The 24,801-nt window shown below is 70.0% G+C and carries 26 protein-coding genes; 13 read left to right on the forward strand and 13 right to left on the reverse strand.

The window, feature by feature from the left end; translation table 11 throughout:
• Positions 1-52: 52 nt before the first annotated feature.
• Positions 53-1,261, reverse strand: coding sequence for a tryptophan synthase subunit beta (trpB, locus tag I4U41_RS01885; RefSeq protein WP_206859278.1), 1,209 nt, complete (start codon positions 1,259-1,261; stop codon positions 53-55).
• Positions 1,262-1,340: 79 nt separating this feature from the next.
• Between trpB and I4U41_RS01890 the strand changes: the two genes are divergently transcribed.
• Positions 1,341-2,228: a LysR family transcriptional regulator gene (locus I4U41_RS01890; protein WP_206860367.1), complete on the forward strand. Its 888-nt coding sequence runs from the start codon at positions 1,341-1,343 to the stop codon at positions 2,226-2,228.
• 43 nt (positions 2,229-2,271) lie between these two features.
• Here I4U41_RS01890 and I4U41_RS01895 read toward each other — a convergent pair whose 3' ends face one another.
• The 8 genes from I4U41_RS01895 to prmB all read right to left on the reverse strand — a co-directional run bounded on the left by I4U41_RS01895 (position 2,272) and on the right by prmB (position 10,918).
• A complete protein-coding gene (locus I4U41_RS01895; protein ID WP_320415129.1) occupies positions 2,272-2,910 on the reverse strand; it encodes a phosphoribosylanthranilate isomerase in 639 nt (212 codons plus the stop codon).
• Positions 2,907-3,743, reverse strand: coding sequence for a tRNA pseudouridine(38-40) synthase TruA (gene truA / locus I4U41_RS01900; protein ID WP_320415130.1), 837 nt, complete (start codon positions 3,741-3,743; stop codon positions 2,907-2,909). The genes I4U41_RS01895 and truA overlap by 4 nt, the downstream gene beginning before the upstream one ends.
• 225 nt (positions 3,744-3,968) lie before the next feature.
• Entirely contained in the window at positions 3,969-5,804 is a 1,836-nt protein-coding gene (locus I4U41_RS01905; protein WP_320415131.1) for a motility hub landmark protein FimV, read from the reverse strand.
• 216 nt (positions 5,805-6,020) lie between these two features.
• Positions 6,021-7,046 carry an aspartate-semialdehyde dehydrogenase gene (locus I4U41_RS01910; protein WP_206859282.1) on the reverse strand — a complete coding sequence of 342 codons (1,026 nt, stop codon included), beginning with the start codon at positions 7,044-7,046 and terminating at the stop codon, positions 6,021-6,023.
• 85 nt (positions 7,047-7,131) lie between these two features.
• Positions 7,132-7,500: an NIPSNAP family protein gene (locus I4U41_RS01915; protein WP_206859283.1), complete on the reverse strand. Its 369-nt coding sequence runs from the start codon at positions 7,498-7,500 to the stop codon at positions 7,132-7,134.
• 87 nt (positions 7,501-7,587) lie between these two features.
• Positions 7,588-8,682: a 2-hydroxyacid dehydrogenase gene (locus tag I4U41_RS01920; RefSeq protein WP_206859284.1), complete on the reverse strand. Its 1,095-nt coding sequence runs from the start codon at positions 8,680-8,682 to the stop codon at positions 7,588-7,590.
• Positions 8,675-9,778 (reverse strand): chorismate synthase, encoded by a 1,104-nt coding sequence (aroC, locus tag I4U41_RS01925; protein ID WP_206859288.1) that lies wholly within the window; start codon positions 9,776-9,778, stop codon positions 8,675-8,677. The genes I4U41_RS01920 and aroC overlap by 8 nt, the downstream gene beginning before the upstream one ends.
• 198 nt (positions 9,779-9,976) lie before the next feature.
• Complete coding sequence (prmB, locus tag I4U41_RS01930; protein WP_206859289.1) at positions 9,977-10,918, reverse strand: 50S ribosomal protein L3 N(5)-glutamine methyltransferase; 942 nt, start codon at positions 10,916-10,918, stop codon at positions 9,977-9,979.
• Positions 10,919-11,009: 91 nt separating this feature from the next.
• Between prmB and I4U41_RS01935 the strand changes: the two genes are divergently transcribed.
• The gene (locus I4U41_RS01935) at positions 11,010-11,678 is read left to right on the forward strand and encodes an SCO family protein (protein WP_206859290.1); all 669 of its coding nucleotides are present in this window, start codon (positions 11,010-11,012) and stop codon (positions 11,676-11,678) included.
• 92 nt (positions 11,679-11,770) lie between these two features.
• Entirely contained in the window at positions 11,771-12,616 is an 846-nt protein-coding gene (gene asd / locus I4U41_RS01940) for an archaetidylserine decarboxylase (protein WP_206859291.1), read from the forward strand.
• 91 nt (positions 12,617-12,707) lie between these two features.
• On the opposite strand, the gene I4U41_RS01945 is transcribed toward asd, so the two are convergent.
• From I4U41_RS01945 to I4U41_RS01955, 3 genes are read right to left on the reverse strand one after another with little or no spacing between them, the layout of a single operon-like run.
• Complete coding sequence (locus I4U41_RS01945) at positions 12,708-13,361, reverse strand: lysoplasmalogenase (protein ID WP_320415132.1); 654 nt, start codon at positions 13,359-13,361, stop codon at positions 12,708-12,710.
• Positions 13,358-13,996 carry a DUF6891 domain-containing protein gene (locus tag I4U41_RS01950; RefSeq protein WP_206859293.1) on the reverse strand — a complete coding sequence of 213 codons (639 nt, stop codon included), beginning with the start codon at positions 13,994-13,996 and terminating at the stop codon, positions 13,358-13,360. The genes I4U41_RS01945 and I4U41_RS01950 overlap by 4 nt, the downstream gene beginning before the upstream one ends.
• Positions 13,997-14,053: 57 nt before the next feature.
• A complete protein-coding gene (locus tag I4U41_RS01955) occupies positions 14,054-15,607 on the reverse strand; it encodes a transglycosylase SLT domain-containing protein (protein WP_206859295.1) in 1,554 nt (517 codons plus the stop codon).
• A gap of 220 nt (positions 15,608-15,827) precedes the next feature.
• Between I4U41_RS01955 and I4U41_RS01960 the strand changes: the two genes are divergently transcribed.
• The 5 genes from I4U41_RS01960 to I4U41_RS01980 all read left to right on the forward strand — a co-directional run bounded on the left by I4U41_RS01960 (position 15,828) and on the right by I4U41_RS01980 (position 20,263).
• Positions 15,828-17,357 (forward strand): helicase HerA-like domain-containing protein, encoded by a 1,530-nt coding sequence (locus tag I4U41_RS01960; protein WP_206859297.1) that lies wholly within the window; start codon positions 15,828-15,830, stop codon positions 17,355-17,357.
• A gap of 39 nt (positions 17,358-17,396) precedes the next feature.
• Positions 17,397-17,900 (forward strand): copper resistance protein NlpE, encoded by a 504-nt coding sequence (locus tag I4U41_RS01965; RefSeq protein WP_206859299.1) that lies wholly within the window; start codon positions 17,397-17,399, stop codon positions 17,898-17,900.
• A gap of 111 nt (positions 17,901-18,011) precedes the next feature.
• Entirely contained in the window at positions 18,012-18,524 is a 513-nt protein-coding gene (gene greB / locus I4U41_RS01970; protein WP_206859301.1) for a transcription elongation factor GreB, read from the forward strand.
• Positions 18,511-18,993 (forward strand): GNAT family N-acetyltransferase, encoded by a 483-nt coding sequence (locus I4U41_RS01975; protein ID WP_206859302.1) that lies wholly within the window; start codon positions 18,511-18,513, stop codon positions 18,991-18,993. Before greB ends, I4U41_RS01975 begins: the two co-directional genes overlap by 14 nt.
• 34 nt (positions 18,994-19,027) lie before the next feature.
• On the forward strand, positions 19,028-20,263 hold the full coding sequence (locus I4U41_RS01980; RefSeq protein ID WP_206859304.1) for an MgtC/SapB family protein: 1,236 nt from the start codon (positions 19,028-19,030) through the stop codon (positions 20,261-20,263).
• Positions 20,264-20,302: 39 nt separating this feature from the next.
• Here the strand turns inward: I4U41_RS01980 and rimO are convergent, their stop codons facing one another.
• Complete coding sequence (gene rimO / locus I4U41_RS01985) at positions 20,303-21,634, reverse strand: 30S ribosomal protein S12 methylthiotransferase RimO (RefSeq protein WP_206859306.1); 1,332 nt, start codon at positions 21,632-21,634, stop codon at positions 20,303-20,305.
• A gap of 185 nt (positions 21,635-21,819) precedes the next feature.
• Here rimO and I4U41_RS01990 point away from each other — a divergent pair, with 185 nt between their 5' ends.
• Genes I4U41_RS01990 through I4U41_RS02010 form a run of 5 tightly spaced genes read left to right on the forward strand, consistent with a single transcriptional unit; the run spans position 21,820 to position 24,801 of the window.
• The gene (locus tag I4U41_RS01990; protein WP_206859308.1) at positions 21,820-22,488 is read left to right on the forward strand and encodes a dienelactone hydrolase family protein; all 669 of its coding nucleotides are present in this window, start codon (positions 21,820-21,822) and stop codon (positions 22,486-22,488) included.
• Positions 22,485-22,913, forward strand: a complete 429-nt coding sequence (locus tag I4U41_RS01995) for an HIT family protein (protein WP_206859309.1) — start codon at positions 22,485-22,487, stop codon at positions 22,911-22,913. Before I4U41_RS01990 ends, I4U41_RS01995 begins: the two co-directional genes overlap by 4 nt.
• A complete protein-coding gene (pxpB, locus tag I4U41_RS02000) occupies positions 22,910-23,668 on the forward strand; it encodes a 5-oxoprolinase subunit PxpB (protein WP_320415133.1) in 759 nt (252 codons plus the stop codon). The genes I4U41_RS01995 and pxpB overlap by 4 nt, the downstream gene beginning before the upstream one ends.
• Positions 23,665-24,609 (forward strand): 5-oxoprolinase/urea amidolyase family protein, encoded by a 945-nt coding sequence (locus tag I4U41_RS02005; protein WP_206859318.1) that lies wholly within the window; start codon positions 23,665-23,667, stop codon positions 24,607-24,609. Before pxpB ends, I4U41_RS02005 begins: the two co-directional genes overlap by 4 nt.
• A gap of 27 nt (positions 24,610-24,636) precedes the next feature.
• On the forward strand, positions 24,637-24,801 hold the full coding sequence (locus tag I4U41_RS02010; RefSeq protein ID WP_181902663.1) for a LiaI-LiaF-like domain-containing protein: 165 nt from the start codon (positions 24,637-24,639) through the stop codon (positions 24,799-24,801).

Here is a 24,801-nt window from a genome sequence, read left to right on the forward strand (position 1 = left end):
GAAGTGCGTGGATGCCGTTGCCGCGAGTCCGCGCAGGCTCGCGGCGACAGCGCTACAACGAAATCCCTTCGCGCGCGGCGATGGTGTGGACATCCTTGTCGCCGCGCCCGGAGAGGTTGCACAGCACCATCGCATCCGGCGGCAGCTCGCGGGCGAGCTTGATCGCCTGCGCGATCGCGTGGCTCGACTCCAGCGCCGGCAGGATGCCTTCCGTGCGCGACAACTGGTGGAAGGCCGACAGCGCCTCGGCATCGGTCACGCCGACGTAATCGGCACGGCCGGCGTCCTTGAGGAACGCGTGCTCCGGCCCGACTCCGGGATAGTCCAGGCCGGCCGAGACCGAATGCGTCTCGATGATCTGCCCGTCGTCGTCGCACAATACGTAGGTGCGGTTGCCGTGCAGCACGCCAGGCCGCCCCGCAGCGAGCGATGCGGCGTGACGCCCGGTGGCGATGCCCTCGCCCGCCGCTTCGGCGCCGACGAGCCGTACGTCGGCATCGTTGAGGAAGGCGTGGAAGATGCCGATGGCGTTGCTGCCGCCGCCGACGGAGGCGGTCACCGCATCCGGAAGGCGACCGTATTCGGCGAGCATCTGCACGCGCGCCTCTCGGCCGACGACGGCGTTGAAGTCGCGCACCATGCGCGGATAGGGATCGGGCCCCGCCACCGTGCCGATGATGTAGAACGTGTCGCGCACGTGGGTGACCCAGTCGCGCATCGCTTCGTTGAGCGCGTCCTTCAGCGTCGCCGAACCGCTGGTCACCGGCACGACCGTCGCGCCGAGCAGCTTCATCCGGTAAACGTTGATCTTCTGGCGCTCGATGTCGGTCGCGCCCATGTAGACGACGCATTCCAGTCCGAGGCGCGCGGCGACCGTCGCGCTGGCGACGCCGTGCTGGCCGGCGCCGGTCTCCGCAATGATCCGGGTCTTGCCCATGCGGCTGGCGAGCAGCGCCTGGCCGATGGTGTTGTTGATCTTGTGCGCGCCGGTGTGGTTCAGGTCTTCGCGCTTGAGCAGGATGCGTGCGCCGCCGACCTCGCGGCTGAGCCGCTCTGCGAAGTAGATCGGACTCGGGCGCCCGACATAGTGCGCCAGGTCCGCGTCGAAGGCCGCATTGAACGACGGATCGACACGCGCGGCGTCGTAGGCGGCGGCCAGCTCCTCCAGTGGACCGATCAGGGTCTCGGCGACGAAACGTCCGCCGAAGCGGCCGAAGTGGCCGGCGGCATCGGGGAAGGCGTGGAAGTCGGAGCGGGACATGGCGTGACTTTAGCGAACGACACGCGTCCGGAACATGCATAAAATCGGATCGTTCTGTCAGAAAACCTCACATGTCCGCATGAGCCGAGACCTACCCCCGCTCAACGCCCTGCGTGCCTTCGAGGCCGTGGCTCGGCTGGAAAGCGTGAGCCGCGCCGCGGACGAGCTGCACGTCACCCACGGCGCCGTGAGCCGGCACCTGAAATCGCTGGAGGAGGCGCTGGGCACCGCGCTGTTCATCCGCGAAGGCCGGGGGCTGGCGCTCACGCCGGCCGGCCGGCGGCTGCACGAGGCCGCGGACGGGGCGTTCGCCCTGCTGCGCCAAAGCTGGAGCGATCTGCGGCGGCGCCCGCTACAGGCGCCGCTGGTGCTCGGCTGTCCGGGCAGCGTGCTGGCGCGGTGGATGATTCCGCGACTCGATCATCTCGCCCGCGAGCGCCCCGACCTCACGCTCCACCTTGCCGCCAGCGATAACCCGCCCGACGCGCAACTGACCGGGCTCGACGCCGCGCTGCTCATCGCCCCGCCCCCGTGGCCCACCGACTGGCAGGTGCACGAGTTGGCGCCGGAGCGCATCGGGCCGGTGGTGAGCCCGCGTTTCGCGGGGTTCGCACACCTGCGCGATGCAGCACCGCACGCGCTCGCGCGGGAAGCGCTGCTGCACACGCAGTCGCGTCCGCAGGCGTGGTCCGACTGGGCGGTCCGCAACGGGCTCGACGCAGGCGCATTGCGCATGGGCACCGGCTTTCCGCATCTGTATTACCTGCTGGAAGCGGCGAACGCGGGGCTCGGCGTGGCGATCGCGCCGGAACCCCTGGTCGCGGAGGATCTCGCCGCAGGAAGGCTCGTCGCACCGTGGGGTTTCGTCGAAACCGATGCGCGTTGGGTGCTGGTGACGCGCAGGCGCGCGAGCGACCCGCGTGTGGCGGCGCTGGTGGGATGGCTGCGTGGGGAGCTCGAAGGGTGAGCTGCGTTCGCAAGAATGACGCTCGATCTACGACGCGCGCGTTCTAAAGCGCCGCATCCGCCCGACGCACTTCCTCGACGAAGCGCCGCATCTTCGCGGCGTCCTTCTCGCCCGGCGCCGATTCGATGCCGCTGGAAACATCCACGCCCCACGGCCGCACGGTACGCACGGCGTCGAAGACGTTGTCCGGATGCAATCCGCCGGCCAGAAGGAACGCGCGCCCGGACCCGTGCGGAATCCGCGACCAGTCGAAGCGCTCGCCGGTGCCGCCCGCGGCGCCGGGAGCGTGGCTGTCGAGCAGCAGCGCGCGCGCGGCGGGATGGCGCGACAGCGCATCCGCCTCGCCTTCGCCACCCATCGCGACCGCCTTCCAGTACGGCAGGCCGAACGCGTCGCAGAACGCTTCATCCTCGCGCCCGTGGAATTGCAGCAGCGTCGGGCCGACCGCTTCGATCACGCGCGCCACTTCTTCGGCCGTGTTGTCCATGAACAACGCGACCACGTCGAGCGAGGCCGGAACATCGGCGCGCAATGCCGCCGCACGCGCGATGTCCAAGCGCCGCGAGCTGCGCTGCGCGAACACCAAGCCGATCGCATCCACGCCGAGGTCGCTCGCGATGGCGACGTCCTGCGGGCGCGTCATGCCGCAGAACTTGATGCGCGTGTGCGCCGCGGCGCTCACAACGTGATCTCCGCCGGCAGGTTCCACTGCGCCGGATAGCGCGGCCCCAGGAACACCAGCCCGGTCGACGGCGCGGTCGGTCCGGCGACGGTCCGGTCGCGCGTTTCCAGCAGCTCGGCGATCCAGCGCTCGGGTTTCTCGCCGCTGCCCACCATCAGCAGGCTGCCGACGATGTTGCGCACCATGTGGTGCAGGAACGCGTTCGCCTGCACTTCCACCTCGACGACGTCGCCCGTGCGCGTCACGCGGATCTCCTGCAGCTCGCGCCACGCGTGCGGCGACTGGCAGTGCACGGTGCGGAAGGAGGAGAAGTCGTTCTCGCCAAGCAGCGCCTGCGCGGCGCGGTGCATGGCGTCGGCGTCGAGCGGGCGGCGCTCCCAGCTGAGGTATTGCCGGCCGAGTGCGGCGCGCACCGGGCGGTTGAGGATGCGGTAGCGATAGCGCCGCGCACGCGCGGAAAAACGCGCATGGAAGTCGTGCGCCACCGGCCGGCACCAGCGCACCGCGATCTGCGACGGCAGGCGACTGGTGACGCCGAGCATCCAGCTGCGTGGATCGCGCGCGGCGTGGCTGTCGAAATGCACGACCTGGCACTCGGCGTGCACGCCAGCGTCGGTGCGGCCGGCGCAGATCGTCTCCACCGGATGGCCGGCGACGAAGGAGATCGCGAATTCCAGCGCGGCCTGCAGGGTTTCCTCGCCTTCGCGCTCGGGTTCGCCGTGCTTGCTCAGCCGTTGCCAGCCGCAGAAGCCGCTGCCGTCGTATTCGATGCCGAGGGCGAAGCGTTGCGTCGGGGCGGTCTCGGGGAGCGTGGATTCGTCTGGGCTGTTCACGGGAAGCGGCATGCGTTCCGGAGCGATCCGGAACCGGATTATCGATGTGGCATCGTGCTTCGCGACGGTGGGCGAAGCAAATCGCGCCGCCAGGAATGGTGGCGCTGTGCGGTGGCGGCGATGGGGGGCGCGATCGCCTCGTTGCCCCTCACCCCAACCTTCCCAGCTCTGCACTCCCTTCGGTCGCCGTCGGGAGTGGGGTTCAGAACTTCGGATGTTCGGCGATCACTCCAGATCCTGCAGCATCCGCGACGCGACCTGGCGGGCGGCGAGGTCGCCGTTGATGACGACTTCGCTCAGCAGCTGGCGCGCGCTTTCGCGATCGCCCAGGTCGATGTAGGCGCGGGCGAGTTCCAGGCGTTCCTGCCCCGGTTGCGTGGCGAGCGTTGGCTCGACGTGCGCGCGGCGGCCGTTGCCGTTCGCGGCGATGTGCCAGGCCGGGGCGATCGGTGCCGCGGGTGCGCTCGGCGCGGCCGGTCGCGCGGGCGCCTGCGGTTCGGGCGTCAGCTCGAACGCGGGCTCTTCGAACGGGCGCGCGTCCGCGGCACGCTCTTCCGGCGCGGGCGGCTCGACGATGGTTTCGTGCGCCTCGCGCGCGTCGATATCCGGACCGGGCGCGAAGGCATCGGCAATCGACGGCGCCGTGGACGCGGAGTCCGGCGGCGCACGGAACACCGGCTTGCCCGGGCGCCTGCCCCACCACCAGCCGCCGAGCAGCGCCAGCAACAGCGCACCGCCGCCGATGATCCACGGCAGCGGCGAGCCGGACTGCGCGGCGGCCTGTTCGTTGGTCTTGGCCACGCGCTGCTGCGCGGCGGCCAGTTCGCTGTCCTTCATCGCGATGAGCTGTTGCTGCTGTTTCTGCAGCTGTTCGAGCTCGGCGACGCGGCTCTTGAGTTCCTGGACCTCGGCGTCGCGCGCCGCGATCGTTTCCTGGCTCTGTTGCAGTTCCTGTCGCAGCATCTGGCCCTCGCCGCCGGCCTGGATGCCGGACTGGGTGCCCGCCTGGGCGGCACGCGCGGCCTCCGGCGGGACGATTTCCAGGCGGGCGTCGGCCGTCGCCGCGCCGCCCGCCGTTGCGTTGTCGCCGCCTGCGGGCGCGCCCGCCGCGGTCGCGCCGCCTTCCAGCGCCGGCTGTGGCACCGCGCGGCGCGCATCGCGCCACTGCTGGACGTGCTGGGCGACCAGACGTCGGGCCTCGCCGGCATCGACGCTCGCCAGCTCGTCGCCAGGCGGCAGTTCGAGCACCGCGCCGGCTTTCAGCAGGTTGATGTTGCCGTCGATGAAGGCGTCGGGATTCGCGCGCAGCAGCGCGATCATCGCCTGGTCGAGGCTCGCCTGCCCTTCCATGCGGCTGGCGATTTCCGACAGCGTGTCGCCGCGGCGCACGGCGTAGTCGCCGGACAGCGCGCGCGAGGCCTCGGGCACCGGCGCACGCGGCGGCGTCGCCACCGCGACCTGCGGCTGCGGTTCGGGCTGCGGCGCGGCGGGGACCTCGCTATCGGCGGCGGCGTTCTCTTCACGGGCCAGCGCCTGCGCGACGGCTTCCTCGGGCGCGGTCGCCGGCGGTGCTTCGGCCGTCGTGGCGGGTGCAGCGGCTTCCGGCTCGCGCTCGATGAGGTTGGGTTCGGAAACGACCGTCTCCTCGATCGCCGGCTGCATCGGCGCCGACACCGTGCGGGGCGCATCGACCAGCGCCGCGTATTCGCGCACCAGCCGGCCCTGGCCCCAGTCGACCGAGACCAGGAAGGTCAGCAGCGGCTCGTTGACCGGCTGTGCGCTGGTGACGCGGATGACCGGACGGCCGGCCGCATCGAGCGCGGAGGTGAACTGCAGTTCGGCGACCACGCCCATTGGAGGCTTCAGGCCGACGCGGGCGAACACCAGCGGCGAGGCGAGCTCGGCCTGCAGGTGTTCCAGTTCGGACGGATCGCTGGAAATGATCGGGATCTCGGCCAGGAACGGCTGTCCGAGCCGCGATTTGACCTCGATCTGCCCCAGCCCCAGCGCCGAGGCGGCGCCGCTGGCGAGGGCCAATGCCAGCCCGAGCGCCGTGCGCACGTAGCGCCGGGCGGAACTTTGTCTGGCAACTGGCTGTTTTGCTTCGGGTTGTTTCACTTCGGATCCCTGCCCTTCCCCGGGCGCGACTCTAAGCCCTCGCCGGGGGAAGGGGCAATGAAAACCGGTGGATTCCGGGACCCTGTCCCGTGGAAAAGGCCTTCCGGGTGAAGCGGTGCCCGGCTCTTCGCCAGGCGCCGCTCCCTGTGCCGAACGCCGTCAGCCGCGCTCGGCCAGCACCAGCTCGGCGAGCTGCACCGCGTTCAATGCGGCGCCCTTGCGGATGTTGTCCGAGACGATCCACAGGTTCACCGCGCGCGGGTGCGAGAAGTCGTCGCGGATGCGACCGACGTAGACCGGATCGTTGCCCGACGCATGTGTCACCGGCGTCGGGTAGCCGCCCGCCTTCGGCTCGTCGACGATTTCCACGCCTGGGGCGGCTTCCAGCAGTTTGCGCACATCGCTTGCGGAGATCTTCTCGCGCGTCTCGATGTTCACCGCCTCGGAGTGGCCGTAGAACACCGGCACGCGCACCGCGGTGGGGTTCACCTGGATGCTGTCGTCGCCGAGGATTTTCCGGGTCTCCCAGACCAGCTTCATTTCTTCCTTGGTGTAGCCGTTGTCCTGGAACTCGTCGATGTGCGGGATCAGGTTGAACGCGATCTGCACCGGGAAGCGCTCCGGATTCGGCTCCTGGAAGCCCAGCAGCGCGGCGGTCTGGCGGCCGAGCTCCTCCAGCGCCGAGCGGCCCGCACCCGACACCGACTGGTACGTCGCCACATTGATGCGCTCGATGCCGACCTTGCGGTGGATCGGCGCCAGCGCGACCAGCATCTGCATGGTCGAGCAGTTCGGGTTGGCGATGATGCCGCGCGGGCGGTTCTTCGCGGCCTCCGGGTTCACTTCCGACACGACCAGCGGCACGTCGTCGTCGTAACGGAATGCCGAGGAGTTGTCGATCACCACGGCGCCGGCCGCGGCGAACTTCGGCGCGTATTCCTTCGACACGCTGCCGCCTGCGGAGAACAGCGCGATGTCGATGCCGCTCGGATCGAACGTCGCCAGGTCCTCCACCGTGATTTTTTTCGCGCCGAACTCGATTTTCTCGCCGGCCGAACGCTCGCTGGCCAGCAGGTGCAAGTTGCCAATGGGGAATTTCCGCTCGACGAGGATGCGCAGCATCGTCTCGCCCACGGCGCCGGTCGCACCGACGATGGCCACGTTGCAGGAGTTCTTGGCGTTCATTGGTTCCTTCTTTCGGGTTGGAGGGGTACAGCGTTGAAGCCCGGCCGGAACCATTCCGGCGGGTGTTGCGAAGCGCGGATGCGGCTCAGCCCGTGGGCGCCGCGTCGCCGGGATTGCGGCGGCGCAGGTCGTCGAGCGTCTCGGGAGACGCCCACAGTACCGCATCCTGGTAGTGAAGGATCATCGCGAGCACGCGTTCGCGCGGGCCTTGGCGCCATTCCGGCGAGCCGTAGAAGGCGTCCTGCCGCGCATTCAGATCGTCGAGGTCGTCGTAGGCACGGATCAGGTAGTACGCGTCGCCGGCATGCGGCGATGGACCGAACGCCACGATCTCGTGCTGCCAGCGGCGCAGCATCGGCACTGCCTCGTCGACGAAGGCGCGATGGAACGCGTCGCGTGCGTCGGGCGCTAGCTGGTAGGTGCGGATCTGGATCAGGCGCTGGCTGTGCGGCATGGCGACGTTTCCGGCGGGCTTGGTCTGTTTCGAAAGGCGCGTCGCGGATGATCCCGCAACGCGGCGGCGGACGCTGATGCGTTCGCGTTATTTCGATATGCCGGGTTTTCGGCTTTGCACCGCGCTCGCGACCGGTCCCGCTTCGGCTTCGTTGCCCCTCACCCCAACCCCTCTCCCGTTGGGAGAGGGGCTCGATTCGGTCGCATTCACCGGCGTCGGCGGGTCGCCCGCATGTGGGCCGAAACCCAGCGCGGCGATGAGGTTGTCCACGGCCAGCGACACCATCGCGCGGCGCGTGGCGAGGCTGCCGCTGGCGATGTGCGGAGTCAGCACCACGTTGCGCAGCGCGAGCAGGCGCGGGTTGATCGCTGGCTCGCCTTCGTAGACGTCGAGCCCCGCCGCGGCCAGCCGGCCGCTTTCCAGCGCGTCGGAGAGCGCGTCCTCGTCGACGATGCCGCCGCGCGCGATGTTGGTCAACGTCGCGGTCGGCTTCATCTTCGCGATCGCCGCCGCATCGAAGACGTGGTGCACGGCGGGCGAATACGGCAGCACGAGCACGAGGTGATCGGACTGCGCCAGCAGCGTGTCGAAATCGACGTACGCGGCGCGGCACGTGCCTTCGATGTCGGCACCGAGCCGCGAGCGGTTGTGGTACAGCACGCGCATGCGGAAGCCCGACGCGCGGCGGGCGATGCCCTGCCCGATTCGCCCCATGCCGAGGATGCCCAGCGTCGTGCCGTGCACGTCGCCGCCGAGCATCGTCTCGAAGCTCCACTGTTTCCATTGGCCGTCGCGCAACCAGCGCTCGGCCTCGGTGATGCGGCGCGCGGTGGCCATCATCAGTGCGAAGCCGAAGTCCGCGGTGGTTTCGGTCAGCACGTCCGGCGTGTTGGTCACGACGATGCCGGCCTGCGTGAGTGCGACAACGTCGAGGTTGTTGTAGCCGACGCCTACGTTCGCGATCGCGCGAAGACGCGGCGCATTCGCGATTTCCGCCGCGCCGATGCGATCGTTGAGCGTGACCAGCGCGCCATCGCAGGAAGCGAGCGTCGCGGCAATTTCGTCCTGCGAATGCTTGCCGACTGCGGCGGTCTCGATCACGTCGAAGTGTTCGCGCAGCCGCCCGACGATGTCGCCGAACAGCGGTTGCGAGACCCAGACGCGGGGACGCACGTCAGCCATCGCGTTGCGCGGGAATCCGCGGCGTCACCTCGCCCACGTCGCCGCACTGCGCGCGATGGCGCAGCGCCTGGTCCATCAGCACCAGCGCGACCATCGCCTCGCAGATCGGCGTCGCGCGGATGCCGACGCAGGGATCGTGGCGGCCGGTGGTGACCACTTCGGCGACGTTGCCGTGCGTGTCGAGGCTGTCGATCGGCAGGCGCAGGCTGGAGGTCGGCTTGAACGCCACCGAGCAGCGCAGCCGCTGGCCGGTGCTGATGCCGCCGAGGATGCCGCCGGCGTGGTTGCTGGCGAAGCCCTGCGGCGTCATCTGGTCGCGGTGCGCGCTGCCCTTCTGCGCCACGACGCCGAAGCCGTCGCCGATCTCCACGCCCTTTACCGCGTTGATGCTCATCAGCGCCGCGGCGAGTTCGCCGTCGAGCTTGCCGTAGATCGGCTCGCCCCAGCCGGGCGGCACGTTCGTTGCGACAACGTCCACGCGCGCGCCGACCGAATCACCGGACTTGCGCAGCGCGTCCATGTAGAGCTCCAGCTCCGTCACCTGGCGCGTGTCGGGCCAGAAGAACGGGTTGTTCTCCACGGCCGACAGATCGAAGCCGTGCGGCACGATCTCGCCGATCTGCGACAGCCAGCCGTGCACCTGCACGCCATGGCGGTCGGCGAGCCATTTCTTGGCGATGACGCCCGCGGCCACGCGCATCGTCGTCTCGCGTGCGGACGAACGCCCGCCGCCGCGCGGATCGCGGATGCCGTATTTCTGCCAGTAGGTGTAATCCGCGTGCCCCGGGCGGAACTGGTCGGCGATCTTCGCGTAATCCTTGCTGCGCTGATCGGTGTTGCGGATCAGCAGCGCGATCGGCGTGCCGGTGGTGAGGCCTTCGTACACGCCGCTGAGGATCTCCACCTCGTCGGCCTCATGACGCTGCGACGTGTGGCGCGTGCGGCCGGTGGCGCGGCGTTCGAGATCGTGGCGGAAGTCCTCCGGCGCGATGGCGATGCCCGGAGGACAACCGTCGACGACGCAGCCGATGGCAGGGCCATGGCTTTCGCCGAAGGTGGTAACGGTGAGGAGTTTGCCGAAGCTGTTGCTGGACACGTGGAAGCCCGCGGGGTGCAGGTATTCACTTTAGCAACGTGGATTGGTTGCTGCTGGAACCAGCCGGTTTCGTGGCGGCCTTCATCTCCCGTCATTCCAGCGAAAGCTGGAATGACGGTGAGACGGCGGGTGTCGGCGTGACGGCCCTTCACGCATCCCGGGTGCGCTTCGCTTACCCGGGCTACAAGTACGGGACGGTCAGCGCGCGTCCGCCAGCGCCTTGATCTTCGCGTGGTGCTCGACCAGGTCCGCGCGTTCGACCACGAAGATGCCCATCTGGCCGACCTTGAACTCCACCCATGCCATCGGCAGTTCCGGCAGCAGTTCGACCAGCGCGCGCTCGGCCTCGCCGATTTCGCAGATCAGCAGGCCGTTCTCGGTCAGGTGGTCCGGTGCGTCGCGCAGGATCTTCAGCGCGAGGTCCAGGCCGTCGTCACCGGCACGCAGGCCGAGTTCGGGCTCGTGCGAATACTCCTTCGGCAGCGCGTCGGTCTCGTCGTTGGTGACGTACGGCGGGTTGGTGACGATCAGGTCGTACACCTGGCCCTGCAGCTGGTTGAACAGGTCCGACTTGCGCAGCGTGACGTTGTCGGCGTGCAGGCGTTCCTTGTTTTCCTGCGCGAGCGAGAGCGCCTCGTCGTTGATGTCCACGCCGTCCACCTGCCAGTGCGGGTGGTAGTGCGCGGTGGCGATCGCGATGCAGCCCGAGCCGGTGCACAGGTCGAGCACGCGCTCGATTTCGCGCCCGCCCAGCCACGGCTCGTAGCCGTGCGGGATCAGTTCGGCGATCGGCGAACGCGGCACCAGCGCGCGGCGGTCGCTCTTGAAGCTGAGCCCCGCGAACCACGCCTCGCCCGTCAGGTACGCCGCCGGGACGCGCTCGTCGATGCGGCGCTGGAAGAGCGCCAGCACCTTCGCCTGCTCCGCCGCGGTCACGCGCGAGGCGCCGTACACCGGGCTCAGGTCGTGCGGCAGGTGCAGCGCGTGCAGGACCAGCTGCGTCGCTTCGTCCAGTGCGTTGTCGTAGCTGTGGCCGAAGGTCAGGCCGGCTTCGTTGAAGCGGCTGCCGCCATAGCGGATCAGGTCGATGATCGAGACCTGCTCGAACGTGACGGGGGTCGGGGTCGCGGAGCCGTTCATGACGGGGCCTTTCGAAGGGGGCGACGATTATACGGGCCCCGGCCCGGTATCATGCCCGCGCCCCAGCTCCCGGGCGCGATTCGAAGCCGCCATGTTCAACCGCACCACGGTCTACGTCCTCATCGCCGCCCTCGCCGCCGCCCTCGGCCTGTGGGCCGCGCAGCACTACTTCGCGCCGTCCGCGGGCTCCTCGCTGCCGCAGACCCGCGCCGTGCGCCTGTTCGAACCGGCCCGCACGCTGCCGGCCTTCACGCTGCGCCAGTCCGACGGCACGCCGCTGGTGCCGGGCGAACTGAAGGGCCACTGGACCTTGGTCTTCCTCGGCTTCACGCACTGCCCCGACGTGTGCCCGACCACGCTGGCCGAAATGTCCAAGGCGCAGAAGCAATGGGCCGCGCTGCCGGAAACCACGCGCCCGCGCGTGCTGTTCGTGTCGGTCGATCCCGAGCGCGACACGCCCGACCGCATCGGCGAGTACGCACACGCCTTCCACCGCGACACGATCGCCGCCACCGCCGACATCCCGGCGCTGGAGCAGTTCGCCAAGTCGCTGAGCATGGTCTTCGCGAAGGTGCCGGCGCCGGAAGGCGTGCGCGCCGACCAGTACAGCGTCGACCACAGTGCGTCGATGGCGGTGCTCGATCCGCAGGGCCGCATGGCCGGCATCGTGCAGCCGCCGTTCGACCCGGCCGCGATCGCCGCCGACATGACGGCACTGACGCAGGCGAGCTTCGCTGCCGCGTCTCCCAAGCGCGAGTGACCGCCGCGACGGGCGGATGAACCGCCCGCTCCGCGCCTTCCGCACGTGCCCTGCACGACCCCATCACGCCTGCACGCCATCGTAAGCACTCCATGAGCCTCGTCACCGCCCTCACCTACGTCCTTCCGCATCGGCTGCTGTCGTCGATGGCGCGCGCGCTCGCGTATTCGGACAACCCGCGCCTGAAGCAGTGGCTGATCGACACGGTGACGCGCCGGTTCGGCGTCGACCTCGCCGAGGCCGCGCAGCCGGATCCGACGAAATACCCCACGTTCAATGCGTTCTTCACGCGTGCGCTGAAGCCCGGCGCGCGCGTGCCCGATGCGGACCCGCGTTCGCTGCTGATGCCCGCCGACGGCCACGTCAGCCAGTGCGGCCCGATCGAGGACGGCCGCATCTTCCAGGCCAAGGGCCAGTCGTTCACGGCGGCGGAACTGCTCGGCGACGAGGCCGACGCCACGCCCTTCAACGACGGTCTGTTCGCGACGGTGTACCTGTCGCCGCGTGACTACCACCGCGTGCACATGCCGTGGACCGGCCGACTGCGCGAAACCGTGCACGTGCCGGGCCGTCTGTTCAGCGTCGGCACCGCGGCGGTGGCGAACGTGCCGCGCCTGTTCGCGCGGAACGAGCGCCTGGTGTGCCATTTCGACACCGACTTCGGGCCGATGGCGATGGTGATGGTGGGCGCGCTGCTGGTGTCGGGCGTCGAGACCGTGTGGAGCGGCGAGGAAATCCCCGCCTACGGCGACCGCATCAACCGGAAGGACTGGCGCGCGGAGAACATCACGCTGGACCGTTTCGCCGAGATGGCGCGGTTCAACTACGGCTCGACGGTGATCGTGTTGCTGCCGCGCGGCGTGGCGACGCTCGATCCGTCGCTGGGCGCGGAATCGCCGGTGCGTCTGGGGCAGAAGCTCGCGACGCGCACGGCCTGATGCTCTTGTAGCCCGGGTAAGCGAAGCGCACCCGGATTTCAGCGACGGTGACGGGTCCCGGGTGCGCGTTGCTTACCCGGGTACAAAAGCGCTACTCGGTTCTGGGAACAGACCGCCCCAACCCCCACTGCGCCAGCCAGTAACTCGCGAGCACCGCGAACGACGCGGCGGCGAACGGCGCGACGAAGCGGTCCCACGCCAGCAGCGCATCGGACAGCACGAAGCACGCCCCGCCCCACGCGCCGCACACCGCCGCGCCGTCGCGTCGGCGCCACCACACCGCCAGCGCCTGCGCCGCCATCGCCGCGAGCACGACGACGTACACGATCACCGGCGCGCGCAACGCACCGGGCAATCCGGACCAGAGCTGCGACAGCACGCCGCCGGCGACGACCGCATACAGCACGAACGGCCAGCCCACGACGAACAGGCGTTCGCGCTGCCGCAGCGCCAGCAGGTAGGCGACGTGCGCCAGCAGGAAACTCGCCAGCCCCGCGACGAACGCATCGACGGGCAGCATCAGGAACACGTCGCCCGCCGTGGACAGCGCGAGCCCCGCGAGCAGCCACGCGCGATAACGCGGCAGCGACGACGGCATGCGCCACACCATCGCGGCGATCAGCAGCGTCGTCAGCGGCTTGAAGATCCAGTGCAGCCACGGCATCGCCGGCCAGTACGCACCGGCGATGGCGAGCACCGCGCTGGCGGCCACGACGCCCGCCACGAGCGCGGGCGCGCGCGTCACAGCGCCAGCCGGCGTTGCCATTGCAGCGGCACGTGGATGCGTTTGCTCCAGTCGCCGTCCCAGTTCACCGTGAGGCCGGTGGCGCGCAGGGCCTCGGCGATGCGGCCCGCCACGGCGAGCGCGGGCGCCTCGCCGTCGCCGGTCGCCCCGAAGTTCAGCCAGAGCCCGCCGCCTTCGACGGCGCGCTCGGTGTCCTGCATGTGGAAGAACGCGTAACCGAGCACGTCGCCGCCGCGTTCGCGCGTGGCGTCGATCTCGTCGCCGATCTCCGCCACGCCGCAGGTGCCGCAGCACGTGAAGTTCTGCCGGCACACCACGCCTTGCGATTCCAGCGCGGCGAAGGCTTCCTCGAGGCGATCGTGGTCGGTGACGTCCGGCCAGTCGGCCGAGTCGAGGCGGTACGCCGCGATTTCCTCGTCGAGGATGCGCAGCGCGTTCGCGCGCAGCACGTCTTCGCCGTGCGGCTGGAGTTCCAGCACTTCCAGCGCGTTGTCGACGATGGAATCGCGATCGACGTAGCCGCCGCGCAGATCGCGGGCGATGTAGTCGCGCAGTTCGTCCAGTTGCGCCTGCAGCGCCGGCCCGGCCGGCGTCTCATTCTTGCGGAACAGACCGACGAGCTTCTGCCACACCATGCCCCACCCCCTGCTTCCCTGTGGTGGGCGCCAGCATGGAGGGTCCGGCGGCGCGACTCAACCGTCGCAGGCGTCGAGCTTGAGCTTCTGCCCCGGGCGGATCGCGAAACGCGGCGCCTTGAGCTTGTTCGACCTGGCCAGGTCGCCGGTGTCGCACTCGAACTTCTGCGCGATGCCGGTGAGCGTCTCGCCGCGCTTGACGGTGTAGGTCGTCGGCTTGGAGCGCTTCGCGCGCACCGGAGCGCGGGGCGCCGCCGCGCCGGCGCTGCCCACGCCCGGACTTTCGGCTTCGTACACCGCGTCTTCCGGCTGCACCGGCGTCACCGGGCCGGTGCGCACGATGGCGCGTGAGGCATCGCTCATCACCAGCGTGTGCGCGAGTTCGGCGCGCTGGCCCTGCGTGCAGTGGCGGCCGTACAGTCCGACGATCTTCGTCGTCGCCGCGAGCGTGGTGCCGGCCGGCAGGTACTGGTCGGCCTGGTAACGCGGGTTGAGGTTGCGCAGCGCGCGCATGAAGCCCTCGCGCGTGCCGCCGTTGCCCAGGCAGATGGTGAGTTCGTAGATCGAGCTCGGCCGGGACAGGCGCAGCGGCGCCGGTCGCGCCTCGACGCGCGGGATCGTCAGGCCGTATTCCTTCGGATGCAGGAACAGCCACGCCGCGGCGATCACCATCGGCACGTAGTCGCGGGTTTCGGCCGGGAACTGGTTGTAGACCGATTCATCCCAGAAGTTGCGCCCGCCGGTGCTGTTGTACACGCGCTGGGCGCGGCCCTCGCCGCCGTTGTACGCGGCAAGCGACAGTTCGATGTTGCGGTTGAGCGTCGCCAGGCGTTCGTTGAAATACTCCGCCGCCGCGACCGCGGAAGCGCGCGCGTCGTAGCGCGTGTCGAAACCGGTGCCGTCGTCGCCCAGGCCGAAACGGCGACCGGTGGCATACATGAACTGCATCGGCCCGGCCGCGCCGGCGCGCGAGGTCGAATGCACGCGGCCGTTGGATTCCTTCGCCATCACGCCGAACAGCAGCGCTTCGGGCAGGCCGGCGCGCTGGAACTGCGGCCACATCGTCTGGCGCAGGTACTGGTAGTTCTCGAAGCTGTCCATCAGCGACGGACGCATGTCGGTGAGCCAGCGGCGGATGCCCGCCTGCACCGCCGGGTTGTACTGCACCATCTTCACGAACTGCTGGCCGTCGGCGCTGAGCAGCGCGGCGGCGCGCGCCGCTTCGGGCACGTCGGCGGTGATGCTGCCGGCGGCGTCCTCGTCGTTGTCCTCGGGCACTTCGTCGCCGGAGGCCAGGTCGGCGTTCTGCTTCAGCAGGCGCTTGTAGGCGGCGAGCATGGTCGTGGGCGAACAGCCCTTCTGCTTCACGCAGTCGGCCATCACGTCTTCCATGTCCTCCAGCGCGCCGTCGACCTCGGTGCGGCCGGCGGGGTCGGCGTTGCCGATCTTCACCAGCCCGGCGCGATAGCGCGCCTCGGCGGCCTGCATGCGCTGGTTGAGCGCGTCCACGGCGGCCTGGTCGCGTTTGGACAGCGCGAGCGCGGCGGGCATCACGGCGACGAGGCCCAGCGCGAGCAGCGCTGCGGCGGAAGTACGGGCAATCACATGCATGGACAGCGCGGGCGTGGGGCGGGAGGCACCGCAGCGTAGCCGCCCGCGAGCGAGCACGACAAGGTGGAAACGTCCGAAAAGGTGCTGATCTGCGCCGCAGGTCCGGATGAACGGCCGCTTCCGGCGCGAACCCGCAGGATTCGCAAGATGAACACGGGCGACCGCCGGCATGCCTAGAATCGCGGCAACTCCATCGCCGCATTCCCGGAAAGACTCCTCCATGGACCCCATCCTGCTTGGCAAGGCCGTCACCACGCCGCAATCGCTGCCCGACTCGCAGGGCCACGTGTTCCTGCAGCCGAAGTTCGGCAACCGCCACGGCCTCGTCGCGGGCGCCACCGGCACCGGCAAGACGGTGACGCTGATGACCCTGGCGGAAGGGTTCTCGCGGCTGGGCGTGCCGGTGTTCCTCGCCGACGTGAAGGGCGACGTTGCAGGCCTTGCCGTCGCCGGCGCCGCGAACGAGAAGCTGCAGTCGCGCGTGGCCGAGATCGGCCTGGCGAACTACGCGCACGAAGCCAATCCGGTGGTGTTCTGGGACCTGTTCGGCAAGCTCGGCCATCCGGTGCGCACCACCGTGAGCGAGATGGGACCGACCCTGCTTTCGCGCGTGCTCGAACTCAACGACACCCAGTCCGGCGTGCTCGACATCGTCTTCAAGCTGGCCGACGACCGCGGCCTGCTGCTGCTCGACCTGGACGACCTGCGCGCGCTGCTCGGCGTGGTCGCGGCGGAGCGCAAGGACATCTCCACCAGCTACGGCCTGGTCAGCGCGCAGTCGATCGGCGCGATCCAGCGCGCCCTGCTGCGACTGGAGCAGGAAGGCGGCGAGCTGTTCTTCGGCGAGCCCGCGCTGGAACTGGCCGACCTGATGCGCACCACGCCGGACGGCCGCGGCGTCGTGAACGTGCTCGCCTCCGAGCAGTTGGTCCTCAAGCCGCGCCTGTACTCCAGTTTCCTGCTGTGGCTGCTGTCGGAACTGTTCGAGACGCTGCCTGAAGTCGGCGATCTGGACAAACCCAAGCTCGTGTTCGTGTTCGACGAGGCGCACCTGCTGTTCGACGACGCGCCGCCGGCCCTGCAGCAGCGCGTGGAGCAGGTCGTGCGGCTGATCCGCTCCAAGGGCGTGGGCGTGTATTTCTGCTCGCAGTTCCCCGACGACGTCCCCGACGACATCCTCGGCCAGCTCGGCAACCGCGTGCAGCACGCGCTGCGTGCGTTCACGCCGCGCGACCAGAAGGCGGTGAAGACCGCCGCGGAGACCTTCGTGCCCAATCCGGCGCTGGACGTGGCGAAGACGATCTCGCAGCTCGGCACCGGCGAGGCGCTGGTGTCCACGCTGCAGGACAAGGGCGTGCCGATGCCGGTGGAAAAGACGCTGGTCGCGCCGCCGCGCTGCCGGATGGGCGCGATCACCGAAACCGAACGCGCGCAGGTGCGCAATGGCAGTCCGGTCGGGCACAAGTACGACGAGCGCGTGGATCGCGAATCGGCCGCCGAAATGCTCGCCGCGCGCGCCGAAGCCGCCACGCTGCAGAGCAAGGCGCCGCCGGCGCGTTCGCGCGCGCAGGACGAGGCGGAGGACAGCGGCTTCGGCCAGGCGGTGAAGGACGCGGTGTTCGGCACGAAGCGGCGCCAGGGCATGGTCGAGACGATGGCCAAGCAGACCGCGCGCACGGTCGGCAGCCGCATCGGGCAGCAGATCGTGCGCGGACTGCTCGGCAGCATCTTCGGCGGTTCGCGGCGCTGACCGGTTCGATTTCCTTCCCCCAGACGCAAGGAACACACGATGTCGAAGTCCGCAGTGAACGCACGCGCCGCCCTGCTCGCCGCGCTGGTCGTGGCCGCGTTGTCGGCGTGCAAGCCGCAGGCGCCGGCCGAAACCGCCACGCCGCCCGCGCAGCCCGAAGCGGCAGCCGCACCGGTGTCGCCCGCTGCCGATGCACGTCCGTCGGCGCAAGGCGCGCCGTTCGACGCGAAGGCCTTCGCCGGCATGTTCACCGGCACCCTGCCCTGCGCGGATTGCCCGGGCATCGACACGCGGCTCGTGCTCGCGGCCGACGGCACGTACACGATCACCGAGTCCTACCAGGAGCGCTCGGCGCCGGAGATCAAGGGCGACGGGACGTGGACGGTCGAGGAGAACAACCAGCGCCTGCGGCTGGATCCGAACAGCAAGTCGGACAACGACCGGTTGTTCGCCATCCTGTCGCAGGACGGGATCCGCCAGTTGGACACGGAAGGCAAGCCGATCGACAGCGCGCTGCCGTACACCCTCAGGCGTTCCCGATAAGGCGCGGTTGTAGCCCGGGTAGCAGCGAAGCGCACCCGGGGGCCGCACGGTCGCTGCAACCCGGGTGCGCTTCGCTTACCCGGGCTTCAAGAGCATCAGGAAACACCACGCATGGGCCGCTGGCGTCCACCTCCCGAAAAAAGCACCGCGCTCATCACCCGCGAGGGACACGACCGCCTCAAGGCCGAGCTCGACGAGCTCTGGCGCGTGAAGCGTCCCGAAGTGGTGAAGGCGCTCGCCGCCGCCGCGGCCGAAGGCGATCGCTCGGAGAACGCCGAGTACACCTACCGCAAGAAGCAACTCGCTGAGATCGACCGTCGCGTGCGCTACCTGTCCAAGCGCGTGCCGGCGCTGCGCGTGGTCGATACCGTGCCGAGCGATCCGGATGCGGTGTTCTTCGGCGCGCGCGTGGAGATCGAGAACGTCGCCAGCGGCGAAACGCAGCGCTACCGCATCGTCGGCCCCGACGAGACCGACGCGAAGGCCGGCTGGATCAGCATCGACTCGCCGCTCGCGCGCGCCATGCTGAAGAAGCGGCTGGACGACGAGTTCGAGGCGATGCTGCCCGGCGGCGCGGCACGTTTCGTGATCGTCGAGGTGGCCTACGACGATGCCGCCGGCTGACGCGATCGTCCTGCGCGACGCGACCGCCGACGATGCCGCGGCGATCAGCGCGCTCGTGATCGCATCGACGCGACGCTGGATCGCGCCCGACTGCACGGACGACGGCATCGCGATGCTGGTCGACTCGATGGTCCCGGCACGCATCGAGGAGCGCCTGCGCGAAGGGCATCGCCACGTGGTCGCGGAGCAGGTCGCCCCGCACCACGGCACCCGCATCGTCGGCGTCGCGGTGCTGCGGCTTCCCTCGCACCTGTACCACCTGTTCGTGGCCGACGACATGCAACGGCGCGGTATCGCGCGGCGCCTGTGGCAGGCCGTGCGATACCACGCGGCGCCCGATGCGCCGGTGACGGTGAACGCCTCGTTGCACGCGGTCGAGGCCTACCGGCGGCTCGGCTTCGAAGCCGCGGGACCGGCGCGGTTCGAGCGCGGGCTGCGCTTCGTGCCGATGACCCGCGCACCGCGCTGACGCGCTTCGCACGCGCCTGCGGTAGCGTGTGCGCATGGACTCCGACGACCTCCAGGGCCTGCTCACGGCCATCGCCATCGGGCTGCTCATCGGCGTGGTGCGCGAACGCCAGCATCACGACGGCGGCCCGGTCGCGGCCGGCATCCGCACGCATGCGATGGTCGCGACGGCCGCGGCGGTCGCGGCGGGGCTCGGGCCGGCGGTGCTGGTCGCGGTGGTGATCGCGGTCGGCGTCCTCGCGGTCGCCGCCTACCTGCGAACGCGCACGGACGACCCGGGCCTCACCGGCGAGATGGCGTTGCTGGTCACCGCGACGCTGGCGGCGCTCGCGCGCACGAACGCCGCGGTGGCCGCCGCGCTCGGCGTGATCTGCGCGGCGCTGCTGTTCGCCAAGCACCCGCTGCGACGGTTCGCGCGCGACGTCGTCAGCGCGCGCGAGGTGCAGGATGCGCTGCTGCTCGCCACCTCGGCGCTGGTGATCCTGCCGCTGCTGCCGGATTCGGCGATCGATCCCTGGGGCGTGCTGGTGCCGTCGAAACTGTGGCGCCTGGTGGTGCTGGTGATGGCCGTGGGCATGCTCGGCCATGTCGCGCTGCGCGCGGTCGGCGCGCGCTGGGGGCTGCCGGTCGCGGGGTTCTTTTCCGGATTCGCATCGTCCACCGCCGCCGTGGCGGGCTTCGGCCAGCGCACGCGCGATGCAAGCGAACTCACGGCCGGCGCGGCGTCCGCGGCACTGCTGGCGAATCTCGCCTCGTTGTTGCTGATGATCGGCATCATCGCGACCGCGGCGCCCGCGCTGTTGCGCGCGTGCGCGTGGCCGCTCGCGTCCGCGGCGGGCGTGCTGGCGTTGATGGCGGCGATCGGCCTGCGTCGCCAGGGCCAGGCGCCCACCCTGCCCGACGAACCGGAAGCGCGCGCGTTCAAGCTGAGCCACGCCTTGCTGCTGGCGCTGGTGATCGCGCTCGTGCTGGTCGTTTCGGCGTGGCTGCGCAGCGTGTTCGGCGACCTGGGCGCGCTGGCGACGGCGGTGCTGGTCGCGGTGGTGGAACTGCATGCGGCGGCGGCGAGCATCGCGCAGCTTTCCGCGGCGGGCGGGATGACGATGGCGCACGCGCAATGGGGCGTGGCGGCGCTGCTCGCATCGAGCGCCATCGCGAAGACGGCGCTGGCGTTCGCGAGCGGGAACCGCCGCTACGGGGCGCTGGTGGGCGCCGGGTTGATCGGGATGGCGGTGGTGTGCGTGGTGGTGACGGGAAGCGTGGCGGAGTGATGGAAGGCGGTCTCGGGACGACGGCGACCGCCAGACGCCTCAATCCTCGAACGCGACCTCACCGAACAGGTCGTGCTCGTCGCTGCCCATGATTTCAACGTCGACGAATTCGCCGGGCTTCACGCCGGCCATGAACCCGTTCTGGATCTGCACCAGGCCGTCGATCTCCGGCGCGTCGTACATCGTGCGCGCGATCGCCAGTTCGCCGTCGAGCGCGTCGACCAGGCAGCGCTGCGTCGTGCCGACCTTCGCTTCCAGCTTCGCGGCGGAGATCTCCGCCTGCTTCTCCATGAAGCGCGCGAGGCGCTCCTGCTTCACGTCCTCGGGAATCGCGTCGGGCAGCGCGTTGGCCGTGGCGCCTTCCACCGGCGAATAGGCGAACGCGCCGACGCGGTCGAGCTGCGCTTCGTCGAGGAAATCCAGCAGTTCCTCGAATTCGGCTTCGGTCTCGCCGGGGAAACCGACGATGAAGGTCGAACGGATCGCGATGTCCGGCGCGACCGAACGCCAGCGCTGGATGCGTTCGAGCGTCTTTTCCACCGCGCCCGGACGCTTCATCAGCTTCAGCACGCGCGGGCTGGCGTGCTGGAACGGGATGTCGAGGTAGGGCAGCAGCTTGCCGTCCGCCATCAGCGCAATGATGTCGTCCACGTGCGGATACGGATACACGTAGTGCAGGCGCGTCCAGATGCCGAGTTCGGCCAGCCCTTCGCACAGCGCCTTCATGCGCGTCTGGTACGACTTGCCGCGCCATTCGCGCTCGGCGTACTTCACGTCGACGCCGTAGGCGGAGGTATCCTGCGAGATGACCAGCAGTTCCTTCACGCCGCCCATCGCGAGCTTTTCGGCTTCGCGCAGCACCTGGTCGACCGGACGACTGACGAGGTCGCCGCGCATCGACGGGATGATGCAGAAGCTGCAACGGTGATTGCAGCCTTCGGAAATCTTGAGGTACGCGTAGTGCTTCGGCGTCAGCTTGATGCCCGTGTCGGGCACCAGGTCCAGGAACGGATCGTGCTTCGGCGGCAACGCCGCGTGCACGGCGGTCATGACGCTGCCGTAATCCTGCGGGCCGCTGATCGACAGCACGTCCGGATGCGCCTGGCGGATCTGCTCGGGCTTCTTGCCCAGGCAGCCGGTGACGATGACCTTGCCGTTCTCGGCGATCGCTTCGCCGATGGCGTCCAGCGATTCGGCCACCGCCGAGTCGATGAAGCCGCAGGTGTTGACCACGACGACGTCGGCGTCGTCGTAGGTCTGCACGATGTCGTATCCCTCCACGCGCAGCTGGGTGAGGATGCGTTCGGAATCGACCAGCGCCTTCGGGCAACCGAGGCTGACGAAACCGACTTTGGGATTGGCAAGGGACATGGAGTAAACCGGGATTCGGGATTGGAGATTCGGGATTGGCAGAGCAACGCCGGTAGCGCATGCGCACTCGCGGCCGCGGGCCGGCGCGGTGCGCGAATCCCGAATCCCCAATCTCGAATCCCGGGAATTATAGCCCCGGAGCTAGAATCGTCCGGGTCCCTTCCCCCGCCGAAACTGAACAGCCCATGGCCCACTGGACCGAACTGGACACCCCCCATGGCCCCGTCCGCGCCTGGCGCGCCGAGCCGGCCGGGCCGTCGCACGGCGCGGTGATCGTGCTGCAGGAGATCTTCGGCGCCAACGCCCACGTCCGCGCCGTGACCGAGCGCTTTGCCGCCGCGGGCTTCATCGCGCTCGCGCCGGCGCTTTACGACCCCGTGGCGCCCGGCATCGAGCTGGACTACGACGAGGCCGGCACCCAGCGTGGCGTGGCGCTGCGCAACGAGCTGGGCTTCGATCGCGCGGTGGACATCGTCGCCGTCGCCGCCGAGACGCTGCACGCCGAAGGCCTGCGCGCGGGCGCGGTGGGGTTCTGCTGGGGCGGCAGCGTGGCGTTCCTTGCGAACACGCGGCTCGGCCTGCCCGCGGTGTCGTACTACGGCGCGCGCACCCTGCCCTTCCTCGACGAGCCGTTGCGCGCGCCGATGATGTTCCACTTCGGCGAAACCGATTCGAGCATTCCGCCCGCAGCGATCGAACAGCATCGCCGGAAGCAGCCGCACGCGACGATCCACCTCTACGCCGGCGCCGGCCACGCGTTCAATCGCGACGTCGACAACCACGCCTATGCGCCGGCCGCCGCCGAGACGGCGTGGCGCCGCACCCTCGATTTCCTGCAGGAGAACCTGCGATGAACCGCGCCGGGAATCACGGCGGCTGGCAGTTGCACGCGCAGCTCGCACAGGACACGCATCCGGTCGCGCATCTGCGCCTGAGCGAGCTGCGGCTGATGGACGATGCGAACCATCCGTGGCTGATCCTCGTGCCGCGCGTCGCCGATGCGGTGGAGCTGGTCGATCTGGACGCCACGCAGCAGGCCGCGCTGCTGGCCGAGATCAACCTCGCCAGCCACGCGCTGCGCGCGGCGTTCAAGCCCCACAAGCTCAACGTCGCCGCGCTGGGCAACGTGGTGTCGCAGCTGCACGTGCATGTGATCGCGCGGTTCGCCGACGACATCGCCTGGCCGCGTCCGGTATGGGGCACGGCGAGCGCGAAGCCCTACACGCCCGAAGCCCTGGTCGCGCGCATCCAGCAGTTGCAGGACGCGCTGAAACAGTGAGTCCGCGCGCGGCCTGCGACATCGAAGCGCTGGCCGACGATGCGTGGCTGCTGCGCTTCGGCGATCGGATCGATCCGGAGCTCAACGCGGCCGTGCACGCGATGGCGGCGCGACTGCGGGCGCGGCAGCCCGGGTGGTTGCGGGATCTGGTGCCGGCGTATGCGAGCCTCGGGGTGTTTTTCGATCCGGCGGAAGATGCGGCGCGGGTGCATGGTGAGTTGCTGGCGCTGGTCGACGAAGCATCGCCAACGGTGAGCGGGCAACGTGCATCGGGCGGCGATTGTTCGCCCCTTCCCCTGCTTGCAGGGGAGGGAGTGCCGAGACTCGTTGAGATCCCGGTGCTCTACGGCGGCGAACACGGGTCCGACCTCGAATCCTCCGCAAGCGAACTCGGCCTTTCCCCGGCCGAACTGATCGCCCGCCACACCGCCGGCGATTACACCGTCGCGATGATCGGTTTCGCTCCCGGCTTCCCGTACCTCTCCGGCCTCGATCCCGCGCTCGCGCTGCCGCGCCTGGCGACGCCGCGCGCACGCGTGGCCGCGGGCAGCGTCGCGATCGGTGGCGCGCAGACCGGCATCTATCCGCGCGAAAGCCCCGGCGGCTGGCGCGTGCTCGGGCGCACGCCGTGGGTGCTGTTCGATCCGGACCGCCAAGCGCCAACGCGCCTGCTGCCGGGCGACCGCGTGCGTTTCCGCGCGATCGACGCCGACGAGTTCGCGCGTCTGGGACGCGGGCAGGACACCGCATCGTGACGCGCACCTTGCACGTCCTCGCGCCGGGACTGCTGACCACGGTGCAGGATCGCGGCCGCGGCGGCTGGCGCCATCTCGGCGTCGCGCTCGCGGGTGCGCTCGACAGCGACGCCGCATCGCTGGCCAACCGGCTCGTCGGCAACGCGGCCGACGCCGCCGTGCTCGAACTGACCCTGCGCGGGCCGACGCTGCGCTTCGATGCGCCTGCACGCGTCGCACTGGCCGGCGCGGCGACGGCCATGCGGTTCGACGGCGAATGCGTGCCCTGCGGGCGTCCGGTCGACCTTCCGGCGGGCACGCTCGAACTCGGCGCATTGCGCGGCGGCGCGCGCGCGTGGCTGGCGATCGACGGTGGCATCGATGTCGCCCCGGTGCTCGGCAGCCGCAGCACCGACCTGCGCGGCGGCTTCGGCGGGTGGGAAGGACGCGCGCTGCGTGCAGGCGACGCGCTTCCGCTCGGCGCGACGCACGCGCGCCCGATCGATGCGCCGCGCGCGCCGGCGTGGTGGATCGATCCGGCCGACGACGCCCAGCTGCCGATCCGCTATTGCCCGTCCGTGCATCCCGCCGCGACCGCCCTCGCCCGCCGCGCGTGGAGCGTCAGCGCCAGCAGCAATCGCCAGGGACTGCGGTTGCAGGGCGATGCGCTGGCGTCGACCGGCGGCGACGGCGTCTCCGAACCGGTCGCGCCCGGCACGATCCAGTTGCCTGCCGACGGCGGCCCCATCGTGCTGCTGCGCGACGCGCAGACCGTCGGCGGCTACGCGAAGCTCGGGCACGTGGTCGCCGCCGATCTGCCGCGCCTGGCGCAGTGCGTTCCGGGACAGCCGCTGCATTTCGCGCCCGTGGACGCCGCCACCGCCCATCGGCTGGCTTGCGCGGCACGTGCGCGCATCGCCAGAATCGGCGTGATGATCGACGCGCGCCTCGCCGCGGTCTGAACCTTCCACTCTTCCTGGCGGACTCGAATGAAATCCAACATCGTCGGCGCGCTGGTGCTGGTCGTGATCGGCACCCTGTTCCTGCTGAACAACCTCGGCTTCACCGACATGAGCCTCGGCCGGCTGCTGATGACCTGGTGGCCGGCGATCCTGATCGTGGTCGGCCTGGGCATGCTGTTCAAGCGCGGCTGA

Origin of the sequence: Lysobacter changpingensis (assembly GCF_017308985.1) — a bacterium.
Classification (GTDB): domain Bacteria; phylum Pseudomonadota; class Gammaproteobacteria; order Xanthomonadales; family Xanthomonadaceae; genus Lysobacter_J; species Lysobacter_J changpingensis.

Bases quoted from the DNA above. Each gene is read 5' to 3' on its own strand.
- trpB (WP_206859278.1), bottom strand. From the start codon at position 1,261: ATGTCCCGCTCCGACTTCCACGCCTTCCCCGATGCCGCCGGCCACTTC.
- I4U41_RS01890 (WP_206860367.1), top strand. From the start codon at position 1,341: ATGAGCCGAGACCTACCCCCGCTCAACGCCCTGCGTGCCTTCGAGGCC.
- I4U41_RS01910 (WP_206859282.1), bottom strand. From the start codon at position 7,046: ATGAACGCCAAGAACTCCTGCAACGTGGCCATCGTCGGTGCGACCGGC.
- I4U41_RS01915 (WP_206859283.1), bottom strand. From the start codon at position 7,500: ATGCCGCACAGCCAGCGCCTGATCCAGATCCGCACCTACCAGCTAGCG.
- I4U41_RS01920 (WP_206859284.1), bottom strand. From the start codon at position 8,682: ATGGCTGACGTGCGTCCCCGCGTCTGGGTCTCGCAACCGCTGTTCGGC.
- prmB (WP_206859289.1), bottom strand. From the start codon at position 10,918: ATGAACGGCTCCGCGACCCCGACCCCCGTCACGTTCGAGCAGGTCTCG.
- I4U41_RS01935 (WP_206859290.1), top strand. From the start codon at position 11,010: ATGTTCAACCGCACCACGGTCTACGTCCTCATCGCCGCCCTCGCCGCC.
- asd (WP_206859291.1), top strand. From the start codon at position 11,771: ATGAGCCTCGTCACCGCCCTCACCTACGTCCTTCCGCATCGGCTGCTG.
- I4U41_RS01950 (WP_206859293.1), bottom strand. From the start codon at position 13,996: ATGGTGTGGCAGAAGCTCGTCGGTCTGTTCCGCAAGAATGAGACGCCG.
- I4U41_RS01955 (WP_206859295.1), bottom strand. From the start codon at position 15,607: ATGCATGTGATTGCCCGTACTTCCGCCGCAGCGCTGCTCGCGCTGGGC.
- I4U41_RS01960 (WP_206859297.1), top strand. From the start codon at position 15,828: ATGGACCCCATCCTGCTTGGCAAGGCCGTCACCACGCCGCAATCGCTG.
- I4U41_RS01965 (WP_206859299.1), top strand. From the start codon at position 17,397: ATGTCGAAGTCCGCAGTGAACGCACGCGCCGCCCTGCTCGCCGCGCTG.
- greB (WP_206859301.1), top strand. From the start codon at position 18,012: ATGGGCCGCTGGCGTCCACCTCCCGAAAAAAGCACCGCGCTCATCACC.
- I4U41_RS01975 (WP_206859302.1), top strand. From the start codon at position 18,511: ATGCCGCCGGCTGACGCGATCGTCCTGCGCGACGCGACCGCCGACGAT.
- I4U41_RS01980 (WP_206859304.1), top strand. From the start codon at position 19,028: ATGGACTCCGACGACCTCCAGGGCCTGCTCACGGCCATCGCCATCGGG.
- rimO (WP_206859306.1), bottom strand. From the start codon at position 21,634: ATGTCCCTTGCCAATCCCAAAGTCGGTTTCGTCAGCCTCGGTTGCCCG.
- I4U41_RS01990 (WP_206859308.1), top strand. From the start codon at position 21,820: ATGGCCCACTGGACCGAACTGGACACCCCCCATGGCCCCGTCCGCGCC.
- I4U41_RS01995 (WP_206859309.1), top strand. From the start codon at position 22,485: ATGAACCGCGCCGGGAATCACGGCGGCTGGCAGTTGCACGCGCAGCTC.
- I4U41_RS02010 (WP_181902663.1), top strand. From the start codon at position 24,637: ATGAAATCCAACATCGTCGGCGCGCTGGTGCTGGTCGTGATCGGCACC.